We start from the raw sequence: 15,233 nt of genomic DNA on the forward strand, positions 1-15,233 counted from the left end.
TCGAGTCGTCCCGGTGGGTCTCTTCGCACGTGAGCGGGTCCGCGCGCGCACCCCGCAGCAGCTGCGGGCCATGCGCGTGGCGGGGCTGCTCGTCGGGCGCACCCTGGCCATGCTCCGGGAGGAGATCCGCCCGGGGGTGACGACGGGGCAGCTCGACGCGCTCGCCGAGGACCACATCCGCAGTGGCGGCGGGATCCCCAACTTCCAGCTCGTGCCCGGCTACGAGCACACGCTGTGCACCTCGGTCAACGAGGAGATCGTCCACGGCATCCCCGGTGACCGGGTGCTGCGCGAGGGCGACCTGCTGAGCATCGACTGCGGTGCCGAGGTCGAGGGCTGGAACGGTGACGCGGCGATCACCGTGGTCGTCGGCGGTGCGCAGGCCGGTGACCCGGCCGCGGCCCGCCTGTCCGAGGTCACCCACCGCTCCCTGTGGGCCGGCATCGCCGCACTCCGCCGCGGTGGGGACCTCAACGACGTCGGCGGCGCGGTGGAGGACTCGGTGCTCGCGGACGCGCGTGCCGACGGCGTCGAGTACGGCATCGTCGCGGACTACACCGGCCACGGCATCGGTGAGCAGATGCATCTGCCGCCCATGGTGCCCAACTACCGCATCCGTGGTCGGGCGCCCGGCACCCCGGTGGGCAGCACCATCGCCATCGAGCCGATGATCACGCTCGGTGCCGAGGCCAACCACGTGCTGGCCGACGACTGGACGGTCGTCACCGACTCCGGGCGGCCCGCCGCCCACTGGGAGCACTCGGTCGCACTGACCGAGCACGGCATCTGGGTGCTCACGGCCCTCGACGGCGGCGAGGCCGAGCTGACCGCTCGCGGCGCCCCCTTCGGTCCCGTGGACTGACCGGCCTCCTCACCCGACGTCGTAGACCAGCTCGACGACCCCTCCGGCGAACCGACGTTCGCTGCGCAGCCGCAGCGGTGATGTGTAGCCATCCGGCAGGAAGCTCAGGCCGCCCCCGAGCACGTGTGGGACGACGTAGGCGCGGACCTCGTCGACGAGGCCCGCTCGCAGGGCGCCGGCAGCGAGTGTCGGGCCGCTGAGCGACACATCACCGTCGGCGGACGCGACCAGCTCGCGCAGCGCACCGCCGTCCAGCCGCGACCACAGTCGCGTGCGGGGCGCGTCGACCGATGGGAGCGAGCGGGAGACGACCACCTTGTCGGTGTCCTGCCAGGCCTGCGCGAAACCGCGGTACTGGGGTGACTCGAGATCGGCGGCCGGTGGGTCCTGCCAGTAGCGCATCGTCTCCCACATGTGGCGGCCGTAGACCTCCAGCGCGCTGGCGGCCTGGATCCGGTTGAAGTGCTCGTGCAGCTGCGCGTCCGGCTCGGTCCAGTCGAGGGATCCGTCGGGGCCGCGGACGTAGCCGTCGAGCGAGACGAGCATCCCGTAGCTCAGTCGTCCCATCGCTCTCCTTCGTGGCTCGTGGTGGGGCAGCCACCGCCACCACCCTTCCCACGGTGGCGCGCTCGGCGGCCGGGCGCAACACCTGCGGGTCCCGGGCACGACGTGCTCCGATGTGGCGCACGTGACGCGGACGGCCCCTCCCCACGGCCATGCCGATCGGTAGGGTGCGAAGTCAGTCATGCCGTCTGCCGAGCCGACGGTGTCGTGTCGATGAGGAGCACCTCGAGGATGACCATGCCCCCTGACAGTCCCTCCGGAGCCGATGACGTCCTGAGCCTGGCCGCGGGATTCCCGCCGGCCGATCCGGACACGTGGGCCGACATGGCCGCGGCGGTGGTCAACAGGTCCCGTACCGACGAGGACGCGGTCGACGGGGCCGGTGCCGTCGACGCCCTCTCGAGCGAGCTGCCCGGCGGTCTGCGGATCGACCCGATCCACTGGCCGCAGGAGCGCAGCCTGGGTCTGCCCGGCGCGATGCCCTTCACCCGCGGCCGGGGGCCGCGCGACCCGGAGCTGCCGTGGCACGTGTGCCAGCTGCACGACGACCCGGACGCCACGACCAGCCGCAGGGCGGTCCTCGAGGACCTCGAGCGGGGGTCAGCGCCGTCTGGCTGCACGTCGGTGACGACGGCATCGCTGCCGACGACCTCGTGGAGGTCCTCGAGGACGTCATGGTCGATCTCGCCCCCGTGACGGTCTCCTCGTGGACCGACCAGGCGGCGGCGGCCGCCGCGCTCGTCTCCGCGTGGGAGGCGAAGGGGTCGACCCCGCCGTCGTGCGCGGCAGCCTCGGGCACGACCCGATCGGCCTGGCGGCTGCCGTGGGCGGCACCCCCGACCTCGACCCGCTCGCCGACGCGGTCACGCTGTGCGCCGAGCGCTGGAGGGGCGTGCGGGCGATCACCGTCGACACCCGCGTCCACCACGACGCCGGAGCCAGTGACCAGGACGAGATCGCCCTCGCCCTCGCGACCGCACTGGACTACGTGCGCCACCTGACCGCCGTCGGGGTCCCGGCCGCCGAGGTCTTCCGCCGGGTCGAGTTCCGCGTCGCGGCGACCGCAGACCAGTTCGTCACGATCGCCAAGCTGCGCGCGCTGCGTCGCACGTGGGCGCGCATCGGCGAGGTCCTCGAGGTGCCGCAGGCCGATCGTGGCGCATGGGTCCACGCCGTGACCTCCTGGCGCATGCAGACCCGCACCGACCCGTGGGTGAACATCCTGCGCGACACGATCGCCTGTCTCGCGGCCTCCGCCGGGGGCGCCGATGCCATCACCGTGCTGCCCTACGACCACGCGCTCGGGCTGCCGACTCCCTTCTCCCGCAGGGTCGCCCGCAACACCCAGTCGATCCTCGCGGCCGAGTCCAACGTCGGCCGGGTCGCCGACCCGGCCGGGGGCTCCAACTACGTCGAGACGCTCACCGACGACCTCGCCCGGGCGGCGTGGACCTGGTTCGGCGAGATCGACGCCGCGGGTGGGGCCGCTGCTGCGCTGGCCTCCGGCGCCGTCGCCGAGCGCCTGGCGGCGACGCGCGCTGCTCGGGACGCCGACCTGGCCACCCGTGAGCTGCCGCTGACCGGCACCTCGACCTTCCCGCTGGCGGGGGAGCGGCTCCTCGAGCGCACCCCGCGGGCGCAGGTGACCGCCGACGGGCTGCCCCGTCGGCGCGACGGGCAGGTCTTCGAGGACCTGCGTGCGCGCACCGCCGCCGCCGGCGACGTCGCCGTCCCGGTCCTCGCTCTCGGCTCCCAGCGCGAGCACACCACCCGGGTCAGCTTCGTCGCCAACCTCCTCGGCGTCGCCGGCGTCCGCCCCGCGACCGTCGAGGTGGCGACCGCCGACGACATCGCCGCGGCGGTCGAGTCGGCGAAGGGGGCGAAGGTCGCCGTGCTCGCGTCCTCACGCAAGGGCTACGAGGGTCTGGCCGGTCCGACCGCCGAGGCGCTGCGCGCCGCGGGCGTCGAGCAGGTCGTCCTCGCCGGGCCCGCGAGCGAGGCGCCCGACACCACCGTCGACGGCGAGATCGTCGCGGGCATGAACATCGTCGCCTTCCTGGGCGACCTCCTCGATCACGTCGGTGCCACGCAGGCAGGAGCGAACGCATGAGCGACGCGCACACCATCCCCACCTTCGACACCGTCGACCTCGGCGACGGCGCACCCGCCCCCGACGGGCGGCAGCGCTGGCAGGAGGCGCTCGAGGCGACCCCGGGTGCCGCCGACGGCTGGACCACCCCGGAGCACATCGAGGTCGCCCCCGTGTACACCGAGGAGGACACCGACGACCTGGACTTCCTGCGCACGGTCCCGGGCAAGGCCCCCTTCCTCCGCGGTCCGTACCCGACCATGTACGTCAACCAGCCGTGGACGGTCCGGCAGTACGCCGGCTTCTCCACCGCCGAGGAGTCCAACGCGTTCTACCGTCGCAACCTCGCGGCCGGGCAGAAGGGCCTCTCGGTCGCCTTCGACCTCGCGACGCACCGCGGGTACGACAGCGACCACCCACGCGTCGCCGGCGACGTCGGCATGGCCGGTGTGGCCATCGACTCGATCTACGACATGCGCACCCTCTTCAGCGGCATCCCGCTGGACCGGATGAGCGTGTCGATGACCATGAACGGCGCGGTGCTGCCGATCCTCGCGCTCTACGTCGTCGCGGCCGAGGAGCAGGGGGTGAGCCCCGAGCAGCTGAGCGGCACCATCCAGAACGACATCCTCAAGGAGTTCATGGTCCGCAACACCTACATCTACCCCCCGCAGCCCTCGATGCGGATCATCTCCGACATCTTCGCCTACACCAGCACGAAGATGCCGCGGTTCAACTCGATCTCCATCTCCGGGTACCACATGCAGGAGGCCGGGGCCACGCAGGACCTCGAGCTGGCCTACACCCTCGCCGACGGCATCGAGTACATCCGGGCCGGGAAGGAGGCGGGGCTGGACGTCGACGCGTTCGCACCGCGGCTGTCGTTCTTCTGGGCCATCGGGATGAACTTCTACATGGAGGTCGCGAAGCTGCGAGCGGCCCGCCTGCTGTGGGCGCGTCTGGTCAAGGAGAACTTCGGCCCCGAGAACCCGAAGTCGCTCTCCCTGCGCACCCACTCGCAGACCTCCGGCTGGAGCCTGACCGCGCAGGACGTCTACAACAACGTCGTGCGCACCTGCGTCGAGGCGATGGCCGCGACCCAGGGGCACACCCAGAGCCTGCACACCAACGCCCTCGACGAGGCGATCGCCCTGCCGACCGACTTCTCTGCGCGGATCGCGCGCAACACCCAGCTGGTGCTCCAGCAGGAGTCGGGCACGACGAGGGTCGTCGACCCGTGGGGTGGCAGCGCCTACGTCGAGCGGCTGACCCACGACCTCGCGCAGCGCGCGCTCGCGCACATCGAGGAGGTGGAGAAGGCCGGCGGCATGGCCAAGGCCATCGAGGCCGGCATCCCGAAGATGCGCATCGAGGAGGCGGCCGCCCGGACCCAGGCGCGGATCGACTCGGGGCAGCAGCCGTTGATCGGGATCAACACCTATCCCGTCGACGAGGACGAGCCCATCGAGATCCTGAAGGTGGACAACGCCGCCGTGCGCGCGTCGCAGATCGCCGGGATCGAGCGGCTGCGGGCCGAGCGCGACGAGGAGCAGACCCAGTCCGCCCTCGCCGCCCTGACCGAGGGTGCGAGGGCCGACGGCGGCACCATGGAGACCAACCTGCTCGCGCTGGCCATCGACGCCGCGCGCGCGAAGGCCACCGTCGGTGAGATCTCCTCCGCGCTGGAGGAGGTCTACGGGCGCTACACCGCGCAGATCCGTACCATCTCGGGTGTGTACCGGGACGAAGCAGGGGCGGGCGGAGCCGTCGAGGAGGTCCAGGCCAAGGTCGAGGAGTTCGAGCAGGCCGAGGGCCGTCGTCCGCGCATCCTCGTGGCCAAGATGGGCCAGGACGGGCACGACCGCGGCCAGAAGGTCATCGCGACCGCCTTCGCCGACCTCGGCTTCGACGTCGACGTGGGTCCGCTCTTCCAGACCCCGGCCGAGGTGGCACGCCAGGCCGTCGAGGGCGACGTGCACGTCGTCGGGGTCTCCTCGCTGGCCGCGGGGCACCTGTCCCTCGTGCCGGCGCTGCGGGCCGAGCTCGACGAGCTCGGCCGTCAGGACCTGATGATCGTCGTCGGCGGGGTCATCCCGAAGCAGGACTTCGAGGAGCTGCGGGCCGCCGGTGCCGACGACATCTACCCCCCGGGCACCGTCATCGCCAGCGCCGCGGGCGGTCTGGTCGACCAGCTGCGGGAGCGGGCCGCCGCCGCCCATGGCTGAGTCGGTCGCCGACCTCGCGGCGGGGGTGCGCGCCCGCTCCCGGGCGCACATCGCCCGGGCGATCACGCTCGTCGAGTCCTCCCGTCCGGACCACCGGGAGCGCTCGAAGGCACTGCTCGCCGAGCTCGCCGCCGACACCGGCCACGGGTTGCGGGTGGGCATCTCCGGCATCCCCGGTGCCGGCAAGTCGACCTTCATCGATGCGCTCGGCATCCGGCTGATCGAGAAGGGGCACCGCGTCGCGGTCGTGGCCGTGGACCCGAGCAGCGCCCGCACCGGCGGGTCCGTGCTCGGTGACCGGACCCGGATGGCTCGGCTGACGGCGAGCGACGACGCCTTCGTGCGCCCGTCCCCGTCGGGGGCGCACCTCGGGGGAGTGGCCCGCGCGACCCGCGAGTCGATGCTCGTCCTCGAGGCAGCCGGCCACGACGTCGTGCTCGTCGAGACGGTCGGCGTCGGGCAGTCGGAAGTCGCCGTCGCGGAGATGGTCGACACCTTCCTCATGCTGGCGCTCGCCCGCGGCGGCGACCAGCTCCAGGGGATCAAGCGCGGCATCCTCGAGATGGCCGACGTCATCGCAGTCAACAAGGCCGACGGTGAGCACGCCGGTGACGCGCGCGTCGCCGCCCGCGAGCTGTCCGGCGCGATGCGCCTGATGAACCCGGACCCGCAGGCTCGTCGTCCGCCGGTCCTCACGTGCAGCGCCTACACCGGTGACGGGCTCGACGAGGTCTGGGACGCCGTCCTGGAGCACCGCGCGTGGCTCGAGTCGCAGGGCTCGCTGCAGAGCCGCCGCGCCGAGCAGCAGCGCGAGTGGATGTGGGCGATGGTCGACGCCGAGCTGCGGGACGCGGTCCGGCACTCGCCCCGGGTGCGCGAGCTGCTCACCGAGATCACCCCCGGCGTGCGCGCCGGCCGGGTGACTGCCGTGGAGGGCGCCGAGCGCATCATCGCCGCCTTCTCGGCCGACCTCGCCGACCGGGACTGATCCCTCAGCCCTCCGCCGGGGCACCCATCGTGCGAGGGGCGATCCCGGCGCGCCGGGCCTGGTGGAGCAGGATCGCCATCATGATCAGCGTGGCGATCCCGCCGAGCCCGCCCGCGGCGGCGTCACTGGTCGTCGTGTCGGTGATGTAGGCGCCCTCGAGCCCGCCGACGAGGGTGAGCAGGACGATGAGGACGACGTTGTTGACCGTGTGCAGCACGATCGCCGCCTCCAGCCCGCCGGTGCGCCAGGTCAGGTAGCAGGTGGCGAAGCCCATGGCACCCAGCTGCAGCAGGACCCACGGGTCCAACGAGGCGTGGGCCAGGGCGAAGAGCACCACGGACAGCGCGGTACCGACGGCCAGTGCGACGACCGGCTTCCTGATCCAGGCCCCGACCCCCTGCAGCAGCCCGCCGCGGAAGGCGATCTCCTCGGCCGCGGCCTGGAACGGCGTGGTGAGCAGGGTGATGAGGATCAGCCACGGCCAGTGATCGGGGCGCTCGGTGACCTCGCCGCCCTCCACGAACCATCCCAGGACGATGTACGCACCCCAGACGACGAGGGTGACCAGGCTGGCGCGGCCCAGCCACCGCCACCGGATCCGGCCGGTGACCGACAGCAGCTTGCCCATCGGTCGCCAGTGACCCAGCCGGGTCGCCACGAGGGTGGCCGGGATGAGCGCGATGAGCATGAGGTTGCCCATGAGCATCGTCACGGGAGCGGTGAGGTCGATCTCCGCCATGCTCAGGTCGGGGTCCCGCATCGCGGGGTCGACGATCAGCCAGATGATGGTCAGGGCGAGCAGCTCGAAGACGAAGACACCGATGCCCAGCGTCAGGGCGAGCAGCGGTCGCCACCAGCGGTGGCCCTCCGTGCGCATCTGGTGCACGTAGCTGCGTGGTTCGTCGTCGGGCAGTGCCCGCAGCGACCTCCGGCGCCGGGGTGGGGCCATCGGCGCGCCGGCGGGACCGTACGGGAGCGAGGGGAGTCGACCGGCCGCCCGACCGCGGACGGCCGCGGCGAAGTCCAGCAGTAGCGGGTGGACCCCCGCGTCCGTGGCCAGCGGGTAGTCGGTCAGTGCGACGAAGGGGGCGCCCGCCGCGCGCACGGTCGCCGGCTGCGACCCCCGGTGGGCCTCGGGGAACCACACGGTGCCCGGGGCGTCGACGTAGTCGCGCGCCGCTCGCCCGCCGGCGACCGTCTGCGGCAGCTCGAGCGGGCCATCCCCGACGATCCCCGCCAGTCGGGAGCCGGGCGTCGCGTGCACGAAGGGGGTGGACCCCCCTTCGCCGGCCACGGGCCCGACGAGGGGGACGTGGAGCTCCAGGGCGCGCGCGGTGGTGGTGTCGTGGACCTGCGGGTCGGCCGAGGCCGGGGGAGCGAGCAGCCAGAGGCCGTCCACGTCGGGGGAGGGATCGGCTCCGGGGGGCAACAGCTCGACCGAGGCCTCGGGAAGGACGGCGGCCAGGGCGCGGCGGGCGTGCTCGACGCCGGCCCACTCCGGGTCCCCGACGAGGGCAAGGCGCGGACCAGTCATGGGTCGATCGTACGGACCGCGGCGGTCGACCCCGTGGTGGGGCCGACCGCCGCAGACGCGACACGCGGCCGGGTCAGCCGGGGACGTCGCTCCGGTCGTCCGTGGTCTCGTCCCGCTGCGTCGCGGCCTGCTCACCGGAGACCTCACCCCGGTCGAGGGCCTCCCTGCCGGCGAAGACCGCCTCCTCGGGGACACCGCGGACCTTCGTGACGAACTGCAGGTTCTCCTTTTGCAGGGCGACGAGGAAGCTGATGCCCGCGAGGAACATCAGGGTGAACATGGGAAGCCCGATGACGGTGATCACTTGTTGGAGGGCATTGAGGCCCTCGTCGCCGGCCAGCACGATGAGCAGCGCCGCGAGAGCGCCCTCGCTGACGCCCCAGAAGACGCGCTGGCGGGTCGGGCCCGAGTCGCCGTCACCGGTGCACAGCATGTCGACGACGAGGGAGGCGGAGTCGGAGCTGGTCGCGAAGAAGATCGCGACGATGATCACCGCGAGGCCCTGGACGAGCGTCGTCAGCGGGTAGTTCTCGAAGAAGGCGAACATCGACAGCGGGATCGACTCCGCCACGGCCGCCGAGATCGGTCCCTCCGAGCCGTCCATGCCGTCGATCCGCAGCGCCGACCAACCGAAGATGACGAACCAGATGATGGTGAAGATGCTCGGCGCGAAGAGGACACCCAGGACGAACTCGCGCACCGTGCGCCCCTTGGAGATGCGGGCGAGGAAGATCCCCATGAACGGGGCCCAGCTGACCGTCCAGGCCCAGTAGAAGACGGTCCAGCCGCCTTGCCAGCCCCAGCCGTCGTCCTTGGTGATGTTGGCCAGGGCGTCGTTCCAGAGCATGAGCTGGGGGAGCTCGGAGACGAAGTTGCCGGTGGTCTCGAAGAGCTGCCGGAGCAGGAAGAGGGTCATCCCGCCGGTCAGGAAGACGAAGACCATCAGGCCGATCGCCATGGCGATGTTGATGTTCGACAGGAGCTTCACGCCCTTGTCCAGGCCCCGGACGATCGAGGTGACGGCCACCGTGGTGAGGACGATGACGATGGCCACCTGCAGCGTCGTGTTGTTGGCCCACCCGAAGAGCTCGCCCAGACCGGCGCCGATCTGCGAGGTGCCCAGCCCGATGGAGACCGCGACACCGAAGAGCGTGCCGAGGATGGCGAGGATGTCGATGGCCCGCCCGATCGGGCCGTAGATGCCGTCCTTGAGGAAGGGGTAGAAAACCGAGCTGACCCGGACCGGGAGCTCGTAGCGGTGGATGAAGTAGGCGAAGGCGAGACCGGGCAGGCAGAAGATCGCCCAGGTGTGCAGGCTCAGGTGGTAGAGGGCGAAGTTCATCCCGTCCTGGGCTGCCTCCACGGTGTACGGCTCCACCCCTGCCTTCGGCGGGTTCGAGAAGTGCGAGATCGGCTCGGCCACGCCCCAGAACATCAGGATGGTGCCGATGCCACCGGCGAAGAGCATGGCGAACCACGAGGGGAAGCTGTACTCCGGCGGCTCGTCCTTGCGTCCGAGCTGGACCTGCCCGTAGGGGCTGAAGGCGACGGCGAGGAGGATGATCAACCACGCGGTGACGCCGAAGATGAAGTACCACCCGAGGTTGGTGACGATCCACTCGCGGCCGGCGCTGAAGCTCTTGTTGAGTTGGTCGGGGAAGATCAGCAGAACGATGAGGAAGGTGACCATGAGCCCCGCCGACACGAAGAAGATCGTCGGTTGGGTCCGCAGTCCGAGTTTGCGGGCAAGGGCGTCCATCGTCGGCCTTCCAGTCGTACTGGGACTCACCCCGAGGCGCCGGAGGTGAGTCTGGTGCTCGGAGACACTAGTACCCACATCACGCGGTTGGCACCCCGAGAGCGTGACGATTTCGCTGCTGAAGGCCCCGTGCCGTACTCTTGACTGTCGGTCACGTCTGTCTGCCTTCCTGCTGTGCCGGGAGGCAGGGCCAGTGTGGCCGGACGAGGGTCGACCCCATCCGGGGGACGACCACCGACGGATTGAGAGGGTATGGCCAAGAAGGACGGTGTCATCGAGGTCGAGGGCACGATCATCGAAGCGCTCCCGAACGCGAACTTTCGGGTGGAGCTGACCAATGGTCACAAGGTTCTCGCCCACATCTCGGGCAAGATGCGGCAGCACTACATCCGGATCCTCCCCGAGGACAAGGTCGTGGTGGAGCTCAGCCCGTACGACCTGACCCGCGGCCGTATCGTCTTCCGCTACCGCTGATCCAGGCGGTCACCGCGTGCCGGTGACCGCTGGGAGAGGCACCACGAGCACGACCCGTCGCCACGCACCGGGGGCGGGACAGATCGAGACAGATGCGAGACGGCAATGAAGGTTCAGCCGAGCGTCAAGAAGATCTGCGACAAGTGCAAGGTGATCCGCCGCAACGGCCGGGTCATGGTGATCTGCGACAACCTGCGCCACAAGCAGCGCCAGGGCTGATCGCGGTCCACCAGGACCGGTGAGGCGGGGAACCGGGTACTTGCCCAGATCCTCGAGCAACGCCAACTGAAGAAGCACGCACCACCCGGCCCCTGCTCCCCGCGAGCAGGACGTCACCCCCGGCTCGGAGGCCGGGGACCGAGCGGCCCGCGACCATACGCGGGACCACCCGCCGGACTGGTGGTGTACCAGACCTCCGAACAGAAGATAAGGAAGCCATCACATGGCACGTCTTGTTGGAGTCGACCTCCCGCGCGAGAAGCGCGTCGAGGTCGCCCTGACCTACATCTTCGGTGTGGGCCGCACGACTGCGCAGAAGGCAGTCGCGGCAACCGAGGTCGACCCGAGCACCCGCGTGAAGGACCTCGGCGACGACCAGCTCGTCGCCCTGCGCGACTGGCTCGAGGAGAACGTCCAGCTCGAGGGAGACCTCCGCCGCGAGGTCGCTGCCGACATCCGCCGCAAGGTCGAGATCGGCACCTACGAGGGTCTGCGCCACCGCCGTGGCCTCCCGGTGCGCGGCCAGCGCACCAAGACCAACGCGCGCACCCGGAAGGGCCCCAAGCGCACCGTCGCAGGCAAGAAGAAGGCCTGATCCCTCATCCGCGGGCGCGGCCGAGCCGCGCGCGGTGAGCACCACACACCGAAGCACTTCGTAGGAGAAACATGCCCCCCAAGACCCGCGCCACCAAGGTGCGCCGCAAGGTCAAGAAGAATGTGTCCGTGGGCCAGGCCCACATCAAGAGCACGTTCAACAACACCATCATCTCGATCACCGACCCCACCGGTGCCGTGATCTCCTGGGCCTCCGCGGGCCAGGTCGGCTTCAAGGGATCGCGCAAGTCGACCCCGTACGCCGCCCAGATGGCCGCCGAGGCCGCGGCCCGCCGCGCCATGGAGCACGGCATGAAGAAGGTCGACGTCTTCGTCAAGGGCCCCGGTTCCGGTCGTGAGACCGCGATCCGCTCCCTGACCGCCACCGGCCTCGAGGTCGGCGCGATCCAGGACGTCACGCCCAGCCCGCACAACGGTGTCCGCCCGCCCAAGCGCCGTCGCGTCTGAGCAGCAGAGATACGGGAGACAGATAGAACATGGCTCGTTACACCGGCCCCATCACCAAGAAGTCCCGTCGGCTCAAGCTCGACCTCGTCGGCGGCGACAAGAACTTCGAGCTCCGTCCCTTCCCGCCCGGCCAGCACGGCCGTCGGCGGATCCAGGAGAAGGAGTACCTCACCCAGCTGCAGGAGAAGCAGAAGGCCCGCTTCACCTACGGCGTCATGGAGAAGCAGTTCCTCCGGTACTACAAGGAGGCGGCCAACCGCCCCGGGCAGACCGGTCACAACCTGCTGACGATCCTCGAGACCCGTCTCGACAACGTCATCTACCGCGCCGGGCTCGCCCGCACGCGTCGTCAGGCCCGCCAGCTGGTCACGCACGGCCACTTCGAGGTCAACGGCAAGCGCACCAACGTGCCCAGCCAGCGCGTCGAGCAGTACGACATCATCACCGTCCGCAAGCAGTCGGTCGAGGCCTTCCCGATCCAGCTCGCCCGCGAGACCTTCGGTGAGCGCCCGGTCCCGGCGTGGCTGCACGTCATCCCGGGCAGCCTGAAGATCCTGGTGCACCAGAAGCCGACCCGCGAGCAGATCGACACGCCGCTCACCGAGCAGCTGATCGTCGAGCTGTACTCCAAGAACTGATCCAGTTCCACCGAGGGTGGCTCCTGCGGACCGATGCGGGAGCCACCGTCGGGGTCGCGCCCCGACACCTTCACGAGGCGTCATATAGCGGTCGCCCGTGGGAAGGAAGAACACCGTGCTCATCGCACAGCGCCCGAACCTCAGCGAAGAGGTCCTCGCCGACAACCGTTCGCGGTTCGTCATCGAGCCCCTCGAGCCCGGCTTCGGCTACACCATCGGCAACTCCCTGCGTCGCACCCTGCTCTCGAGCATCCCGGGTGCCTCGCTGACCTCGATCCGGATCGACGGCGTGCTCCACGAGTTCTCCACCGTCCCCGGGGTCAAGGAGGACGTCACCGAGATCATCCTCAACATCAAGTCCCTCGTCGTCTCCAGCGAGAACGACGAGCCGGTCGTGATGTACCTGCGCAAGTCGGGTGCCGGCGCGGTCACCGCCGCAGACATCAACCCGCCGGCCGGTGTCGAGGTCCACAACCCGGACCTGCACATCGCCACGCTCAACGACAAGGGCTCCCTCGAGATGGAGCTGACCGTCGAGCGCGGTCGCGGGTACGTCTCCGCCCAGCAGAACAAGTCCGCTGACCAGGAGATCGGTCGCATCCCGGTCGACTCCATCTACTCGCCGGTGCTCGCCGTGACCTACAAGGTCGAGGCGACCCGTGTCGAGCAGCGCACCGACTTCGACAAGCTGGTCGTCGACGTCGAGACGAAGAACTCGATGGCCCCCAGGGACGCACTGGCCTCCGCCGGCAAGACCCTCGTCGAGCTCTTCGGCCTGGCCCGTGAGCTCAACGTCGAGGCCGAGGGCATCGACATGGGCCCGTCGCCGACCGACGCCGCGATCGCCGCCGACATGGCGCTGCCGATCGAGGACCTGGACCTGACGGTCCGCTCCTACAACTGCCTCAAGCGCGAGGGCATCCACACCGTGGGTGAGCTCGTCGGTCGCAGCGAGGCGGACCTGCTCGACATCCGTAACTTCGGTGCCAAGTCGATCGACGAGGTCAAGGCGAAGCTGCACGAGATGGGGCTGACGCTCAAGGACAGCCCTCCCGGGTTCGACCCGACGGCCGTCCCCGGCTACAACGACGAGTACGACGAGCCCGGTGACGAGGACGCCTCGTTCGCCGAGGACGAGCAGCTCTGACCCACCGTTATTCGTGACCTGACCGCCGTACGCGGTGAGGTCAGACCTCCAAGGAGAACACCATGCCCACCCCGACCAAGGGTCCCCGTATCGGGGGCGGCCCGGCCCACGAGCGCCTCATCCTGGCGAACCTGGCCACGTCGCTCTTCGAGTTCGACCAGATCACGACGACGCAGGCCAAGGCCAAGCGGCTGCGTCCGCTCGCCGAGCGCCTGATCACCTTCGCCAAGCGTGGCGACCTCGCCGCGCGCCGCAAGGTGATGACCGTCGTCAAGGACAAGGGCGTCGTCCACCGCCTCTTCGTCGAGATCGCGCCCGACGTGGCCGACCGGCCCGGCGGCTACACCCGCATCACCAAGATCGCCCCGCGCAAGGGCGACAACGCCCCGATGTGCGTCATCGAGCTCGTCCGCGAGCCGGTCAACGCCAAGCCGAAGCGCGCCGTCGTCGCCGAGGCGGAGGGTGCCACCAAGCGCTCCGCCAAGGACGAGGAGGCCGCCGCGGCCGAGGCCCCCGCCGAGGAGGCCACGACCGAGGAGACCACCACGGAGGCCACCGAGGCTCCGGCCGAGGAGACCGCCGAGGCCCCCGAGGCGGAGTCCGAGGACAAGGCCTGACGGGACCTCACCCGCGCACGACGAAGGCGATGTCCTGAGGCGCGACGCAGGAGCCTCGAAGGGGCGCCGCTCACCCACTCGGGTGGGCGGCGCCCTTCGTCATGACCGGGGAGACGCCGCGGTGACCGGCATGTCGTGGGATGACCGCGGCACGACCCGGTGAGCCCCCGATTTCCCGGCCATCCCGAGGGGACCCGGCCTCGCCTACGCTGGCCCGCATGCGGCTGCGACTCGACCTCGCCTACGACGGCACCGACTTCCACGGCTGGGCGGCGCAGCCGGGGCTGCGTACGGTCGAGGGGGAGCTGACGGCCGGTCTGACGAGGATCATGCGCCCGCCGGAGCCGGTGCGGGTCACGGTGGCGGGGCGCACCGACGCCGGCGTGCACGCCCTGGGGCAGGTCGTCCACCTCGACGTCGACCCGAGCGACCTCGAGCGGGTCCGCGGGCACTCCGACCGGCCGCTGCTGTCGACCCTCGTCACGCGACTGCGTGGCGTCCTGCCCGGTGACGTCGTCGTCCACTCCGCGGTCGAGGCGCCCGAGGGCTTCGACGCGCGCTTCTCCGCCACGAGCCGGCGCTACCGCTACGTCGTCTGCGACGACCCGACGCGGCTGGACCCCCTTCGTCGCCGCGAGGTGGTCCCGCTGCGCACGCCGCTGGACGTGGCGGCGATGAACGCCGCCAGCACGCGTCTGCTGGGTCTGCGCAACTTCGCGGCGTTCTGCAAGAAGCGCGAGGGCGCGAGCACCACCCGCACACTGCTGCGCTACGACTGGCAGCGGCGCGAGGACGGCATGCTCGAGGCGACGGTCCTCGCGGACGCCTTCTGCCACTCGATGGTGCGGGCGCTGATCGGGGCGCTCGTGCCGGTCGGGACGGGGGAGGAGGGCCCGCTGTGGCCCGAGCAGGTCCTCACCCACGGGGTGCGCGACCCGCGGGTGAAGGTCATGCCCGCGCACGGCCTGACGCTCGTCGAGGTGGCCTACCCGCCGGCGTCGCAGCTCGCCGAGCGTGCGCACCAGGCCCGGGCCCGCCGCGAGGAGTGACCCGCG

At 70.8% G+C, this 15,233-nt stretch carries 16 protein-coding genes; 13 read left to right on the forward strand and 3 right to left on the reverse strand.

Annotated features, from left to right (window positions below):
* The first annotated feature begins 13 nt into the window (after positions 1 to 13).
* Positions 14 to 862, forward strand: a complete 849-nt coding sequence (gene map, locus PVE36_RS03015) for a type I methionyl aminopeptidase (RefSeq protein ID WP_277454474.1) — start codon at positions 14 to 16, stop codon at positions 860 to 862.
* 9 nt (positions 863 to 871) lie between these two features.
* Here map and PVE36_RS03020 read toward each other — a convergent pair whose 3' ends face one another.
* Positions 872 to 1,429 (reverse strand): dihydrofolate reductase family protein, encoded by a 558-nt coding sequence (locus PVE36_RS03020; RefSeq protein WP_277454475.1) that lies wholly within the window; start codon positions 1,427 to 1,429, stop codon positions 872 to 874.
* A 228-nt stretch (positions 1,430 to 1,657) separates the two neighbouring features.
* On the opposite strand from PVE36_RS03020, the gene PVE36_RS03025 reads away from it, so the two are divergent.
* Genes PVE36_RS03025 through meaB form a run of 4 tightly spaced genes read left to right on the forward strand, consistent with a single transcriptional unit; the run spans position 1,658 to position 6,728 of the window.
* Positions 1,658 to 2,122, forward strand: coding sequence for a methylmalonyl-CoA mutase family protein (locus PVE36_RS03025; protein WP_277454476.1), 465 nt, complete (start codon positions 1,658 to 1,660; stop codon positions 2,120 to 2,122).
* Positions 2,123 to 2,132: 10 nt separating this feature from the next.
* Entirely contained in the window at positions 2,133 to 3,536 is a 1,404-nt protein-coding gene (locus PVE36_RS03030) for a methylmalonyl-CoA mutase family protein (protein WP_277454477.1), read from the forward strand.
* The gene (gene scpA, locus PVE36_RS03035; RefSeq protein ID WP_277454479.1) at positions 3,533 to 5,740 is read left to right on the forward strand and encodes a methylmalonyl-CoA mutase; all 2,208 of its coding nucleotides are present in this window, start codon (positions 3,533 to 3,535) and stop codon (positions 5,738 to 5,740) included. The genes PVE36_RS03030 and scpA overlap by 4 nt, the downstream gene beginning before the upstream one ends.
* Positions 5,733 to 6,728 carry a methylmalonyl Co-A mutase-associated GTPase MeaB gene (gene meaB, locus PVE36_RS03040; RefSeq protein WP_277454480.1) on the forward strand — a complete coding sequence of 332 codons (996 nt, stop codon included), beginning with the start codon at positions 5,733 to 5,735 and terminating at the stop codon, positions 6,726 to 6,728. Before scpA ends, meaB begins: the two co-directional genes overlap by 8 nt.
* 4 nt (positions 6,729 to 6,732) lie before the next feature.
* Here the strand turns inward: meaB and PVE36_RS03045 are convergent, their stop codons facing one another.
* Entirely contained in the window at positions 6,733 to 8,262 is a 1,530-nt protein-coding gene (locus PVE36_RS03045; protein WP_277454482.1) for a type II CAAX endopeptidase family protein, read from the reverse strand.
* A gap of 73 nt (positions 8,263 to 8,335) precedes the next feature.
* Complete coding sequence (locus tag PVE36_RS03050; protein ID WP_277454483.1) at positions 8,336 to 10,021, reverse strand: BCCT family transporter; 1,686 nt, start codon at positions 10,019 to 10,021, stop codon at positions 8,336 to 8,338.
* A 252-nt stretch (positions 10,022 to 10,273) separates the two neighbouring features.
* Here PVE36_RS03050 and infA point away from each other — a divergent pair, with 252 nt between their 5' ends.
* The 8 genes from infA to truA all read left to right on the forward strand — a co-directional run bounded on the left by infA (position 10,274) and on the right by truA (position 15,227).
* A complete protein-coding gene (gene infA, locus PVE36_RS03055; RefSeq protein ID WP_277239334.1) occupies positions 10,274 to 10,495 on the forward strand; it encodes a translation initiation factor IF-1 in 222 nt (73 codons plus the stop codon).
* 105 nt (positions 10,496 to 10,600) lie between these two features.
* Complete coding sequence (rpmJ, locus tag PVE36_RS03060) at positions 10,601 to 10,714, forward strand: 50S ribosomal protein L36 (RefSeq protein WP_007928044.1); 114 nt, start codon at positions 10,601 to 10,603, stop codon at positions 10,712 to 10,714.
* A 223-nt stretch (positions 10,715 to 10,937) separates the two neighbouring features.
* Positions 10,938 to 11,309, forward strand: a complete 372-nt coding sequence (gene rpsM, locus PVE36_RS03065; RefSeq protein WP_277239338.1) for a 30S ribosomal protein S13 — start codon at positions 10,938 to 10,940, stop codon at positions 11,307 to 11,309.
* 71 nt (positions 11,310 to 11,380) lie between these two features.
* Entirely contained in the window at positions 11,381 to 11,776 is a 396-nt protein-coding gene (rpsK, locus tag PVE36_RS03070; protein ID WP_185990514.1) for a 30S ribosomal protein S11, read from the forward strand.
* A 29-nt stretch (positions 11,777 to 11,805) separates the two neighbouring features.
* Complete coding sequence (gene rpsD, locus PVE36_RS03075) at positions 11,806 to 12,414, forward strand: 30S ribosomal protein S4 (protein ID WP_277454502.1); 609 nt, start codon at positions 11,806 to 11,808, stop codon at positions 12,412 to 12,414.
* 115 nt (positions 12,415 to 12,529) lie between these two features.
* Positions 12,530 to 13,561 (forward strand): DNA-directed RNA polymerase subunit alpha, encoded by a 1,032-nt coding sequence (locus PVE36_RS03080; RefSeq protein ID WP_277454503.1) that lies wholly within the window; start codon positions 12,530 to 12,532, stop codon positions 13,559 to 13,561.
* A gap of 62 nt (positions 13,562 to 13,623) precedes the next feature.
* Positions 13,624 to 14,178, forward strand: coding sequence for a 50S ribosomal protein L17 (rplQ, locus tag PVE36_RS03085; protein ID WP_277239344.1), 555 nt, complete (start codon positions 13,624 to 13,626; stop codon positions 14,176 to 14,178).
* A gap of 218 nt (positions 14,179 to 14,396) precedes the next feature.
* Complete coding sequence (gene truA, locus PVE36_RS03090; protein ID WP_277454505.1) at positions 14,397 to 15,227, forward strand: tRNA pseudouridine(38-40) synthase TruA; 831 nt, start codon at positions 14,397 to 14,399, stop codon at positions 15,225 to 15,227.
* Positions 15,228 to 15,233: the final 6 nt, after the last annotated feature.

Origin of the sequence: Janibacter sp. DB-40 (genome assembly GCF_029510815.1) — a bacterium.
Classification (GTDB): domain Bacteria; phylum Actinomycetota; class Actinomycetes; order Actinomycetales; family Dermatophilaceae; genus Janibacter.

What these genes read in the sequence shown, in the direction of transcription:
- rpsK (WP_185990514.1), top strand. Translation starts at nt 11,381, where the DNA reads ATGCCCCCCAAGACCCGCGCCACCAAGGTGCGCCGCAAGGTCAAGAAG.
- PVE36_RS03050 (WP_277454483.1), bottom strand. Translation starts at nt 10,021, where the DNA reads ATGGACGCCCTTGCCCGCAAACTCGGACTGCGGACCCAACCGACGATC.
- PVE36_RS03045 (WP_277454482.1), bottom strand. Translation starts at nt 8,262, where the DNA reads ATGACTGGTCCGCGCCTTGCCCTCGTCGGGGACCCGGAGTGGGCCGGC.
- rpsD (WP_277454502.1), top strand. Translation starts at nt 11,806, where the DNA reads ATGGCTCGTTACACCGGCCCCATCACCAAGAAGTCCCGTCGGCTCAAG.
- rpmJ (WP_007928044.1), top strand. Translation starts at nt 10,601, where the DNA reads ATGAAGGTTCAGCCGAGCGTCAAGAAGATCTGCGACAAGTGCAAGGTG.
- PVE36_RS03025 (WP_277454476.1), top strand. Translation starts at nt 1,658, where the DNA reads ATGACCATGCCCCCTGACAGTCCCTCCGGAGCCGATGACGTCCTGAGC.
- truA (WP_277454505.1), top strand. Translation starts at nt 14,397, where the DNA reads ATGCGGCTGCGACTCGACCTCGCCTACGACGGCACCGACTTCCACGGC.
- PVE36_RS03020 (WP_277454475.1), bottom strand. Translation starts at nt 1,429, where the DNA reads ATGGGACGACTGAGCTACGGGATGCTCGTCTCGCTCGACGGCTACGTC.
- infA (WP_277239334.1), top strand. Translation starts at nt 10,274, where the DNA reads ATGGCCAAGAAGGACGGTGTCATCGAGGTCGAGGGCACGATCATCGAA.
- rpsM (WP_277239338.1), top strand. Translation starts at nt 10,938, where the DNA reads ATGGCACGTCTTGTTGGAGTCGACCTCCCGCGCGAGAAGCGCGTCGAG.
- scpA (WP_277454479.1), top strand. Translation starts at nt 3,533, where the DNA reads ATGAGCGACGCGCACACCATCCCCACCTTCGACACCGTCGACCTCGGC.
- rplQ (WP_277239344.1), top strand. Translation starts at nt 13,624, where the DNA reads ATGCCCACCCCGACCAAGGGTCCCCGTATCGGGGGCGGCCCGGCCCAC.
- meaB (WP_277454480.1), top strand. Translation starts at nt 5,733, where the DNA reads ATGGCTGAGTCGGTCGCCGACCTCGCGGCGGGGGTGCGCGCCCGCTCC.